This window comes from Polaribacter sp. R77954 (assembly GCF_044595335.1).
GTDB lineage: Bacteria > Bacteroidota > Bacteroidia > Flavobacteriales > Flavobacteriaceae > Polaribacter.
Genome location: NZ_CP138992.1, coordinates 2,812,037 through 2,824,646 on the forward strand (window position 1 = coordinate 2,812,037; position 12,610 = coordinate 2,824,646).

Genomic DNA, 12,610 nt, shown 5'->3' on the forward strand with positions numbered 1-12,610 from the left:
AAATGGTAGAAAAACTAGAAATTACAGCATGCATAGTTTTATATAATGAAAATTTAGAAGAGCTTACCAAAACAATTAACTCTTTTTTAAGTGTTCCATTACAAAAGAAACTTTTTTTAGTTGATAATACAGCTGAAATGCGTTTTCAAAATATTTTCAATAATGAAGAAATAGAATATATCGCTATTGGTAAAAATATTGGCTTTGGTCCTGGGCATAACGTTGTTATAGATAAAATTAAAGAAACTTCTAACTTTCATTTAATTTTAAATCCAGATGTAAGTTTCTCTAAAACTGTAATTCCAAATTTAATTCAAGAATTAAAAAACGATGTAACATTAGCAATGATTGCACCTAAAGTCCTTTTTCCAACAGGTGAACATCAATACTCATGCAGAAGATACCCTCGTTTTTTTGAATTGATTGGTAGAAGATTTAATTTTTTAAGACCTTTTTTTACATCTAAAATTTCAAGGGGAAAGTATAAAGACAAAGACCTTTCAAACCCTTTTTATGCTGAGTATTTGGCAGGTTGTTTCCACCTTTATAAAACTGATGATTTTATTAAGCTTAAAGGCTTCGACGAACGCTATTTTTTATATATGGAAGATGTAGATATTTGCAAAAAAGTTGATGCCATAGGAAAGAACAAAATGTATTACCCCAAAGAAGAGATTGTTCACGTTTTAAAAAGAGGGTCATTAAAAAATCTGACACTTTTTTTTAGACATTCAACATCCGCAATTAAATATTTTTTAAAATGGGGTTTTTAAGCGTCATATCATTAGACACTAACTAAGCATAAAATTCAAGTTTATTTTAAAATTTAGTATATTTATATTATATTTAGAGGTAAATTTGTAACGAAAATATTTTAGGTTAATTTTTGAGAAAAAGTGATAATGATATTTTAGAATAGTCAAAACACTATGTAATCAAAAGAAGTAAAGTAATTGAAACAAAAAAGCTCTCTTTTTAAAAAACCCCTGCTAATTTTATTAGATGTATTAATAATATGTAGTGTATTATATGGTATTTCAGATAAAGATTATTTACGCACTTCTTTTATATCATTTATTATAATTTTTTGGATCTTTTCATCCTATTATACCAAATTTTACGATGTTCGTAAACATCATACCATTGGTAAATTATTTGTATTAATTTTTTCCCAATTCTTTATTTTTTTACTTGGTTTTTTAAGTTATTTCAGTTTTTTTAAAGAAGGAGAAGTTGTAGGCAATCAAATTAGAATTTTTACACTAATAGTTTGCTCTATAACGTTTTTTAAAATTTTAGGGTTTTATATTTTAAAAACAAAAAGCACTTATAAGAATGAGCTTAAAAACATCATTCTTTTTGGGGAAATCAATTCTGCAGAAAAATTAGAAAGTTTATTCCATTCTAAAAATGAATTAGGATATCGATTTATAGGTTTCTTTTCAAAAAACAAATACAAATCACAATATTATTTAGGCAAAACAAAAGACGGTTTAAAATATGTTGATGAGAATAAAATTGATGAAATCTATTGTAATCCGTCAACAGTTTCTAAAAAACAACTTAATAAAATTAGAAAATTTGTAGAAGAAAATGATTTAGAACTTACCTTTTTGCCAGAAAGTAGAGCAATTTATAGTAAAGATTATATTTTAGAATATTTTGGTGCTATACCAGTTTTAAAACCAAAGCCACTTCCTTTCGAAAAAAGAGAAACTCATATTCAAAAAAGAATTTTAGACATCGTTTTTTCTCTAGTGGTATGCATTACCATCTTGTCCTGGTTAATACCCATACTTTGGATTATTATTAAAATAGATTCTAAAGGGCCATTGTTTTTTAAGCAAAAGAGAGATGGTATAGATGGCAAGCAATTTTACTGTTATAAATTAAGATCTATGACTGTAAATAAAGACGCAGATAAAGTATCTGCCTCTAAAAATGATAAAAGAATTACCAGAGTAGGTGCTTTTTTAAGAAAATCTAGTCTAGATGAATTACCACAATTTTTTAATGTTTTATTTGGTGATATGAGCATTGTAGGGCCAAGACCTCACATGAATGCGCATACCCAAAAATATGTGGCAGAAGTTGAGAATTATTTAAAAAGACATACTGTAAAACCTGGCATAACAGGCTTAGCTCAAATTAGTGGCTATAGGGGAGAAGTGATTGAAAATTCTGACATTAAAAACCGAGTTAGGCTAGACATTTTTTATATCGAAAACTGGTCTTTTATCTTAGATATTAAAATCATTGTACGTACATTTCTTAATGTATTTGTTAAAGAGGAAAAAGCGTATTAATACTGCGCAAATTACCCAACAAAAAATGCTGAATACTTAAGCCTTTACTACAGTAATTTTTCTAAACATTTTAAATATATTTGCAACCTTAATTCTATAAAAAATGAACATACTTATTTTAGGTTCTGGTGGTAGAGAACATGCATTTACTCTAAAATTATCTGAAAGCACAAAAATTAATCAACTTTTTGTAGCTCCAGGAAATGCAGGTACAGCTAAAATAGCAACCAATATCAATATAAATCCTACCGATTTTAAATCGGTAAAAGAGGTTGTTTTAGAACAAAAAATAGATATGGTTGTAGTAGGCCCAGAAGCACCATTGGTTGCAGGTGTTCACGATTTCTTTTTAGCAGATCAACAATTAAAAAACATCCCAGTAATTGGTCCTAAAAAAGATGGAGCTTTATTAGAAGGCAGTAAAGATTTTTCCAAGCAATTTATGTGTAAACATGGCATACCAACTGCCAAATATCAATCGTTTACCAATAACAATTTAGAAGACGGTTTTGCTTTCTTAGAAACCTTATCAGCTCCTTACGTTTTAAAAGCAGACGGTTTAGCAGCTGGTAAAGGTGTTTTAATACTAAATTCTTTAGACGAAGCTAAAGCTGAATTAAAAGAGATGGTATCAAATAAAAAATTCGGAGAAGCATCAACAACAGTGGTTATCGAAGAATTTTTAAAAGGAATTGAGCTTTCTGTATTTGTGTTAACTGACGGAAAGAACTATAAAATTTTACCATCTGCAAAAGATTATAAACGAATTGGTGAGGGCGATACAGGTTTAAATACAGGTGGAATGGGGGCGATTTCTCCAGTACCTTTTGCAGATAAATCGTTTTTAAATAAAGTAGAAGAATTGGTGGTAAAACCAACAATTACTGGTTTGCAAAAAGACGGAATTGACTACAGAGGTTTTATTTTTATTGGTTTAATGAATGATAATGGAAATCCTTCTGTAGTGGAATACAATGTAAGAATGGGAGATCCAGAAACAGAGGTGGTGCTGCCAAGAATAGAATCTGATTTATACGATTTGTTTGATGGTGTAGCCAACCAAAATTTAAACGAAAAATCATTTTCGGTAACCAACAAAACCGCTACAACTGTAATGTTGGTTTCTGGTGGATATCCTGAAGCTTACAAAAAGGCTAAAGAAATTACAGGGATCGAAAAAGTGCAAGAGTCCACTGTTTTTCATGCGGGTACTACGCTTAAAGACAATCAGGTTGTAACCAATGGAGGTCGTGTTATGGCAATTACTTCATTTGGTAATACTATTAAAGAAGCTTTAGAAATAAGTTATACTAGCATTGATAAAATTCATTTCGATAAGATGAATTTTAGAAAAGACATTGGCTTCGATTTGGTGTAATTTTAGAATTTATCTTGCTTTTTTAAGTGTAAAAGAAAACTCTGAACCTTCGCCATAAGTACTTTTTAAAAAAATATTTTCGTTGTGTGCTTCTACAATGTGTTTTACGATAGATAGTCCTAAACCAGAACCTCCTTGTTCTCTAGATCTACTTTGGTCTACCCTATAAAAACGTTCAAATAAACGAGGTACATGTTCTTTTTTAATACCTTCTCCATCATCAGCAACTTTAATAATAAATTTTTTGTCAGAATACTCTTCTGCACCAACAAAGGTTGTTCCATTTGGTTTTCCATACTTTATGGAGTTGACAACCAAATTAATTAACACTTGCTCAATTTTTTCGATATCTCCTTTTACAAAAACCGGAAATTCATAAATTTTATCAAAAGATAAGGTAATGTTTCTTTTTTTAGCTTTCATTTCAAACAAATCAAACACATTTTGAATGAGTTCTAAAATGTTAAAATTTTCAACATTTAGCTTTGTGCCTTCATTTTCTAGCTTGGCAATCATGTCTAAATCTTTAATTACAGCTACCAATCGTTCAACACCTTTATTGGCTCTATCCAAATACTTCATGCGTATTTGTTTATCATTAATGGCGCCTTCCATTAATGTTAAAATATAACCTTGCACTGTAAAAAGTGGAGTTTTAAGTTCGTGCGCAACATTTCCTAAAAAATCACGACGAAAAGAATCTCTTTCAGTTAAACTTTCTATTTCTAAGCGTTTTCCTTCAACAAAATCTTGCATACTTTTAGATATTTCTTCAATATCTGTGGTTGCAGATTCTTTATTCAAATCATCTATATCTAGTATAGATACGTCTTTGTATAATTTTTTTAATCTTCTGTAGATAAAGTGTTCAGCCCTATATTGAATGATAAAAAATGAAATAAGGAACAGAATAATCGTAGAGATTATAATTGTGCCTAAACCAAGATGCTCACTTACTACAAAGTAAGTTATTGCAGATATAGCAACAGAAAGTAATGTTAAATATATCGCAGACCACAATGCGTAAGAATATGTTTTTTTTATTTTCAAATAAATAGGCAATTTTAAGGATGAAAAATTTATTTGTCTTCTAATAAAACAAACTTGTAACCAACACCTTTAACGGTTTTAAAATGATTGTCTCCAATTTTTTCTCTTAATTTTCTAATATGTACATCTATAGTTCGCCCACCAACAACTACTTCATTTCCCCAAACTGTATCTAAAATAACCTCTCTTTTAAACACTTTACCAGGTTTAGAAGTTAAGAGAGAAAAAAGTTCAAATTCTTTTCTAGGCAATGCAATTTTTTTACCAGCTTTGTAAACCACATACTCATCCTTGTCAATAACAATATCACCTAATTTAAGTGATTCTTCAGTCTCAGACTTTGTTTTTAGTCTTCTTAATAAAGATTTTATTTTACTAACTAAAACTTTTGGTTTTATTGGTTTTGTAATGTAATCATCTGCGCCAGCTTCAAAACCAGCAACTTGAGAGTAATCTTCTCCACGAGCTGTTAAAAATGCAATAATTACACTTTCTAGCGATTTAATTTTACGAATTTTTTCGCAAGCTTCAATTCCATCCATTTCTGGCATCATAATATCTAATAATATGAGGTGAGGAATATGCTTTTTTGCAACCTTAATTGCTTCTAATCCATTTTCTGCAGTAAAAATTTGGTAGCCTTCATTCTTTAAATTATACCCAATAATTTCTAAAATATCAGGTTCATCATCAACTAACAAAATTTTAATATCGTTTTTATTCATAATTTCTTAATGATTGATATCAAAAATAATGATTATTATAATATAATAACGAGTTCTTAACAATCATTTAATATTACAACAGAATTCTTAATGTTAAGAACTTAACTATAAGATAATACTATTAAATACCAGCCACTTAATAATTATTTTATAAATTTAGGCTTTAATTTAAATCAATTCAAACATGAAAAAAAATTATTTTTTTACTTTATTATTTGCCTTTAGTTTTAGCTTGTTGTCTTTTGGACAGATAGTTATTAATGAGGTTGATGCGGATACAGATGGAACAGATGTTGCAGAGTTTATAGAACTTAAGTGGACACCGAATACACCTTTAGATGGATATGTAGTTGTTTTATTTAACGGAAGCGATGACAAAAGTTATTTCGCTTTTGATTTGGATGGAAAAACTACTGATGCTAATGGATTCTTTATTTTAGCTAATAGTCCTTTAGTTACAGATAATGATATTGATATAGGAGCTAGTAACATTTTACAAAATGGTGCAGATGCTGTTGCTATTTATCAAGCAAACGAAACTGATTTTCCAAATGATACCGAAATTACACTAACAGGGTTAATAGATGTGGTTATTTACGACACAAATGATGGTGATGATACTGGTTTATTAACTGGTTTTGGTAAAACAGAGCAGTATAATGAAGGAGAAAATGGTTCACAAAGTACGCAGTCTATCCAAAGATTAGAAGATGGTAGTTATACAACATCAGACGTTACATTTAGAGCAGAAAATGTAGCTACAGATCCTTGTGTTCTTAATTTGTTTAACTATAATACAACTTGTGATGCTGTAACATCTGGTGTGGATAACTATACAGCTACGATAGATTTTTCTGGAGGTAATACAGGTATTACATATACGCTTAATTCTGATGTAGGAACAATTTCAGGTGATTCACCAACTGATTTAGAAACAGGTACTATAACTATCTCTGGAGTGCCAGAAGGTACAGATATAAATTTTACCCTAGTTGGTGGTACTGGAAGTAGTTGTGATTTTTCTGAGTCCATCACTTCTCCAAATTGTGTAGGTCTTCCTATAGAAGAAACATTTGACTATACTGGTTCTGAAGCACTTTCTGCTCAATCTAGTTGGTTATCTTTAAATTCTGGTGATGATATAGTCGTTGCTGATGGTAGTTTAAGCTATGAAGGATTAAAATCTTCAGTAGGTAACTCAATAACTTTTGATGGGAGTGGAGCAGAAAGCTATACTACTTTTGCTGATATTACGTCTGGTATTGTATATGCTTCCTTCCTCTTAAAAGTTTCTGATATTTCTTCTATGACAGATTTAACTGATGGTGGTTATTTTGCTTCTTTGGCTGGTGGTACAAGTAGTTACGATGTTAGACTTTGGGTAAGACCAAACCCAGACGCAAGTGGTAGTACTTTTGATATAGGTTTCGGTCCTGAATCATCAAGTCCACCATTTACAAGTACTACTTATTCTGTAAATGACGTACTATTTGTTGTAATGGCATTTAATATGGATAATGGTTTAGTTAGTACTTGGATTAACCCAGACACTTCATCTTTTGAAGGTACAATTCCAACAGCTACTTTATCTTCTACAGACACTACACCACCAAGTAGTATAAATCTATTTATTTTAAGACAAGATTCAAGTGGTGAAACACCTTCTATGCAAATAGATGAATTACGTATTTCAGATTCTTGGGCAGATGTTACTCCAAAAGATACAACTGCATCTATTGATAGAAACCAAATCGAAGGTTTTGCAACGTATCCAAACCCAGTTACCAACAATCAATTTACCATTACAAGTAATAGTATAGAAATAAAAGAAATTTCAATATTTAATGTAATTGGTAAAAGAGTATTATCAACAAGTGTTGTAGGTACAAAATCAACTATTGATGTTTCATCAATCGCATCAGGTTTATATATTTTAAAAGTAACTGAAGGCAACAAAACAGCTACTTCAAAATTAGTGATTGAATAAAAAGTTAATTTTTATAAATATTTAAAAGCTCTGATTTTTTTTCAGAGCTTTTTCTTTTTCAGTATATTTATAACGAAAAAGAACAAAATGCTATGAACCTTAACTACAAATTAAACAATACGCTGTTTTTAGATATAGAAACAGTGCCTCAAGAAAAAAATTGGGAAAACCTATCAGAAGAAATTAAAGTGCTTTTTGAAAAGAAAACCCAATACCAACGAAAAGAAGAATTTACAGCAAAACAGTTTTACAACAAAGCAGGCATTTGGGCAGAATTTGGTAAAATAATATGTATTTCTGTAGGTTATTTTGTTGATGTAGAAAATGAAAAACAACTAAGAATCACCTCTTTTTATGGTGATGATGAACATAAAATCCTTACCGATTTTAAAGTTTTATTAGACAAACACTTTGCTAAAAAAACAAATATTTTATGTGCTCATAATGGTAAGGAATTCGATTTTCCGTTTATTGCGAGACGAATGATTGTACATCAAATAGAATTGCCTAAAAAACTGAATTTATTTGGTAAAAAACCATGGGAAGTTCCGCATTTAGATACTTTAGAGTTATGGAAATTTGGCGATTATAAACATTATACATCACTTAAATTATTAACGTCTATTTTAGGAGTACCATCACCAAAAGATGATATTGATGGTAGTGAAGTTGCCAAAGTATATTACCAAGAAAAAGATATCGAAAGAATTGTAAACTACTGTGAAAAAGACACTATTGCTGTTGCTCAAATTTTATTAAGATTCAATAACGAACCATTAATATCCGAAGAAAATATTATTAGAGTTTAATCGAAAAGAATTTCTCTAGGCTCTGCCTCGAGGTTTCCGTTAAAATTGTCATCTCGAACTTTTGTATAAATCTCAAAAAATCTCAACTTTTATATATTTTAAATAACATAAATGGATTCCCATTTTCATGGGAATGACAAGGACTTTGTCATTTCGACCTTGTAGAGAAATCTCAAAAAACTATCCTTCTAATTTCATAGAAAGTTCAAACCAACGTTCTTCTTTTGTGTCGATTTCTTTTATGATTTTTTCAAGCTCCTCAGATTTTTTTGCAATATCATCAGGAGCAATTTCTACATTCAAAAATTGTTTTTCTATACGTTCTTTTTGATTTTGAAGTCGTTCAATTTCTACTTCTAAAGCACCATATTCTCTTTTTTCAGTAAAACTAAGTGTACTTTTAGTTTTTGTAGGTGCTTCCTTTTTTTCAATAACTTTTTCTTGTGGAATTTCTTTGGGTATTGAGCTGTCATAAGCTCTAAAATCTGAATAGTTTCCAGGAAAATTTTCTACAATACCATCACCTCTAAACACAAATAAAGCATCTACAATCTTATCCATAAAATATCGATCGTGAGATACTACCAATAAGTTACCAGGATAATCTAACAAAAAGTTTTCGAGTACATTTAAGGTAACAACATCAAGGTCGTTTGTAGGTTCATCTAAAATTAAAAAATTGGGGTTTTGTATTAAAACCGCACACAAATACAAACGTTTTTGTTCGCCTCCAGAGAGTTTTTCTACAAAATCATATTGCTTTTTTTTATCAAATAAAAAACGCTCTAACAGTTGAGAAGCTGATATTTTACGACCTTTTGTAAGTGGAATGTATTCTCCGAATTCTTTAATAACTTCAATTACTTTTTGCCCCTCTTTAATGTTAATTCCTGCTTGCGTATAATAACCAAACTTAATAGTTTCACCAATTATTACTTTACCAGCATCAACAGGGTTTTGTTGTGTTATAATGTTTAAAAAAGACGATTTTCCTGTTCCGTTTTTACCAATAATCCCTATGCGTTCTCCACGTTTAAACACATAATCAAAACCATCTAGTATTTTTTTATCATCATAAGATTTATATAGTTTATGTAGCTCTAATACTTTGCTTCCTAAACGCTCCATATTAATTTCTAGCTGAACTGTATGGTCTTTTCTACGTTGATGCGCTTTTTCTTTAATTGCGTAAAAATCGTCTGTTCTAGATTTCGATTTTGTAGTTCTAGCTTTTGGTTGTTTTCGCATCCATTCTAGCTCTTTTTTAAACAAACTTTTTGCTTTGCTTAAATTAGTAGCTTCAAGAGCCAAACGTTCTTCTTTATTTTGCAAATAATACGAATAATTACCTTTGTATTTATAGATTTTACCTTGATCTAATTCTAAAATTTCATCACAAACTCGCTCTAAAAAATAACGATCATGCGTTACCATAAAAAGGGTAATTTTTTCTTTCGAAAAAAAAGACTCCAGCCATTCAATCATTTCTAAATCTAAATGATTGGTAGGTTCATCAAGAATTAATAAATCGGGTTTGCTAATTAAAACAATAGCAAGAGAAAGTCGTTTTTTTTGACCTCCAGAAAGCGATGCAATTTGTTGTGTTAAATCGTCTAACTTTAATTTTGATAAAATTTGTCTGTATTGTGTTTCAAAATCCCAAGCATTGTACTGATCCATTAAATCAAAAGCAGCTTGATAAGCTTCTGCTTCTTCAGGATTTTGTAAAGCTTTTTCATATTGATTTACAATAGAAAGTATTTTGTTGTCTGTGGCAAAAATGGTTTCTTCAATGGTTAAGTTAGGGTCTAAATCGTCTTTTTGGGCTAAATACGCAATACTAATGTCTTTTCTACTAACTATTTGGCCAGTGTCAGTGCTGTCTAAGCCAGCAATAATGTTCAAGATAGAGGTTTTCCCTGTACCATTTTTTGCAACAAAGGCTATTTTTTGATCTTTATTGATGCCAAAAGAAATGTTTTCGAACAAAACACGTTCTCCATAAGATTTTGATATATTTTCTACAGAAAGGTAATTCACAAAATGATATTTAATTTTAGCAAAGAAACAAAAAACCCAAGAGTTAACTTGGGTTTTTGCATCATTTATAAATAAACAACATATTGGGGGACAACATATTTTATTTAAATTCTATGGTGTAAAGATATGTCAAAAAAAAACGCTTGTCAATCCCCATTTATAGTGAAATTTTTCTCTCCCCATAAATGGGGAGTAGCCTCCCCATTTATGGGGAGAGAAACGCGTTTTTTTAAGGTTTTTTCTGCTTTTTTCAATAAAAAACAGTTTTGGAATCTATGAATTAATGTTATCTTGCCCATAAATCTTCAAAAAAACATAAATGAAAATTATAGTCCCTATGGCTGGTATTGGTTCTCGATTAAGACCACATACATTAACAGTGCCTAAACCCTTAACAGTAATTGCAGGTAAACCTATTGTACAACGTTTGGTAGAAGATATAGCTTCTGTAATAGATGAAAAAATAGACGAAATAGCCTTTGTTATTGGTACAACTGCAAAGGGTTTTCCAACAGATACAGAAGAAAAATTATTAAAAATTGCAGAAGAATTAGGCGCAAAAGGTACTGTTTACGTACAAGATGTTGCTTTAGGTACAGCACATGCAATTTATTGTGCTAAAGAATCTTTAAGTGGCCCATGTGTTGTTGCTTATGCAGATACTTTGTTTAAAGCCGATTTTAAATTAGATGTAAACGCTGATGGTGCAATTTGGGTAAGCCAAGTAGAAAATCCTAGTGCGTTTGGAGTAATAAAATTAGAAGAGGGTGTAATTACCGATTTTATAGAAAAACCGAAAAATTTTGTATCTGATTTAGCAATAATCGGAATTTATTATTTTAAAAGTGGCGAAAAATTATTAGATGAAATTCAACACTTAATAGATAATGATTTAAAAGAAAATGGCGAATATCAATTAACAAATGTTTTAGAATCATTAAAACAACAAGGTGCTAAATTTGTGCCTGGAACTGTGAATGCTTGGATGGATTGTGGTAAAAAAGATCCCACAGTAGATACCAACAAACAAACCTTATCTTTTGAACATGAAGCAGGTAATAATTTGGTGTCTGATGATGTAGTTTTGCAAAATTCAGAAATTATTCAGCCTTGTTATATAGGTAAAAATGTGGTTTTAAGAGATGCAAAAGTTGGCCCATATGTTTCTATTGGTGCTGGTAGCTTAATAAATAACGCAACTATTGTAAACTCTTTAATACAAAGCAATGTAGAAATTTCTAATGCAAATTTAGACAATGCAATGATTGGAAATCATGCAAAATACAATGGAAAGTTTACCTCTGTAAGTATTGGAGATTATACTGAGTTGACCTAAATGAAAGTGAGAAAAAAAAATATTGAGTTAAGCATAAAAAGAACAAAACACATTACAATTGTTCTTTTTATGCTGTGCTATGTTCTTTTTTCTCACTATTCTTTTTCACAAGATAGTATTCCTGAAAAAGAAGACTTAACAGAAGCAGCAGAACTAAAATTTCAACAATTCTTTTTTAAAGCCTTATCTCAAAAATCAATTGGGAATCATCAAAAAGCACTAGAAAATTTAGAAAATTGTAATCAAATAATTGCGAATGATGTTGCTGTTTTTTTTGAATTTTCTAAAAACTACTTAGCACTAAATAATACGTTACTAGCAAAAGAATACCTACAAAGAGCGTTAATAAAAGAGGCTAGTAATGTTTGGATGTTAAAACACTTGGTAAAAATTCATCAAGAAGAAAGAAACTATAAAAAGGCGATAGAAGTGCAACAAAAAGTTGTGGCTCTCAACCCAAAAGAAAGAGCTTATTTGGTGCGATTGTATTTGTATAATAGGCAATATGATGAAGCAATTTCTTTGATGAATGTTTTAGAAGAGGAAAATGCCCTATCTGCTAACTTAAAAAAATTGCGCAACAATTTAAATAGTAGAAAAAAAATAAGATCGGGTAATAATACACCAAATGATATTGCATCATTAATCCATCAATTTAAAACAGATAAATCGTATAAAATTTTACAAGAAATTTTAAATCAATCAAAAAATAATCCAACTCAATTAATAAAGTTTAGTGAACAAGGTATAAACCTTTTTCCTGCACAACCTTTTGTGTATTTAATAAAAGCAAGGGCATTAAATATCCAAAAAAATCATAAAAATGCATTAACAACGTTACAGAATGGTATTGATTTTGTAATAGATGACAAAATGGAAGTGGATTTTTATGAAGAAATGGCAAAAGCCTATAAAGGTTTAGGCAATGAAAAAGAGGAATATAAATATCAGCAAAAAGCTAAAAAATTAAAAAGCTAAA

General features: G+C 30.0%; 10 protein-coding genes. 7 read left to right on the forward strand and 3 right to left on the reverse strand.

The window, feature by feature from the left end:
* Positions 1-2: 2 nt before the first annotated feature.
* The 3 genes from SJY27_RS12240 (at position 3) to purD (ending at position 3,684) form a co-directional block, all read left to right on the forward strand.
* Entirely contained in the window at positions 3-773 is a 771-nt protein-coding gene (locus tag SJY27_RS12240) for a glycosyltransferase (RefSeq protein ID WP_397445132.1), read from the forward strand.
* A gap of 180 nt (positions 774-953) precedes the next feature.
* Complete coding sequence (locus SJY27_RS12245; RefSeq protein WP_397445133.1) at positions 954-2,306, forward strand: exopolysaccharide biosynthesis polyprenyl glycosylphosphotransferase; 1,353 nt, start codon at positions 954-956, stop codon at positions 2,304-2,306.
* A 103-nt stretch (positions 2,307-2,409) separates the two neighbouring features.
* Positions 2,410-3,684: a phosphoribosylamine--glycine ligase gene (purD, locus tag SJY27_RS12250; RefSeq protein ID WP_397445134.1), complete on the forward strand. Its 1,275-nt coding sequence runs from the start codon at positions 2,410-2,412 to the stop codon at positions 3,682-3,684.
* A 9-nt stretch (positions 3,685-3,693) separates the two neighbouring features.
* Here purD and SJY27_RS12255 read toward each other — a convergent pair whose 3' ends face one another.
* A complete protein-coding gene (locus SJY27_RS12255) occupies positions 3,694-4,734 on the reverse strand; it encodes a sensor histidine kinase (protein WP_397445135.1) in 1,041 nt (346 codons plus the stop codon).
* Positions 4,735-4,763: 29 nt separating this feature from the next.
* Entirely contained in the window at positions 4,764-5,459 is a 696-nt protein-coding gene (locus SJY27_RS12260; protein WP_397445136.1) for a response regulator transcription factor, read from the reverse strand.
* Between the two features lie 184 nt (positions 5,460-5,643).
* Here SJY27_RS12260 and SJY27_RS12265 point away from each other — a divergent pair, with 184 nt between their 5' ends.
* Both SJY27_RS12265 and SJY27_RS12270 read left to right on the forward strand, forming a co-directional pair.
* Entirely contained in the window at positions 5,644-7,446 is a 1,803-nt protein-coding gene (locus SJY27_RS12265) for a T9SS type A sorting domain-containing protein (protein ID WP_397445137.1), read from the forward strand.
* A gap of 92 nt (positions 7,447-7,538) precedes the next feature.
* Entirely contained in the window at positions 7,539-8,255 is a 717-nt protein-coding gene (locus SJY27_RS12270; RefSeq protein ID WP_397445138.1) for a 3'-5' exonuclease, read from the forward strand.
* Positions 8,256-8,435: 180 nt separating this feature from the next.
* Here SJY27_RS12270 and SJY27_RS12275 read toward each other — a convergent pair whose 3' ends face one another.
* The gene (locus tag SJY27_RS12275) at positions 8,436-10,295 is read right to left on the reverse strand and encodes an ABC-F family ATP-binding cassette domain-containing protein (protein ID WP_397445139.1); all 1,860 of its coding nucleotides are present in this window, start codon (positions 10,293-10,295) and stop codon (positions 8,436-8,438) included.
* Between the two features lie 319 nt (positions 10,296-10,614).
* Between SJY27_RS12275 and SJY27_RS12280 the strand changes: the two genes are divergently transcribed.
* Entirely contained in the window at positions 10,615-11,631 is a 1,017-nt protein-coding gene (locus SJY27_RS12280; RefSeq protein WP_397445140.1) for a sugar phosphate nucleotidyltransferase, read from the forward strand.
* Positions 11,632-12,609: a tetratricopeptide repeat protein gene (locus SJY27_RS12285; RefSeq protein ID WP_397445141.1), complete on the forward strand. Its 978-nt coding sequence runs from the start codon at positions 11,632-11,634 to the stop codon at positions 12,607-12,609.
* The last annotated feature ends 1 nt before the right edge of the window (position 12,610 follow it).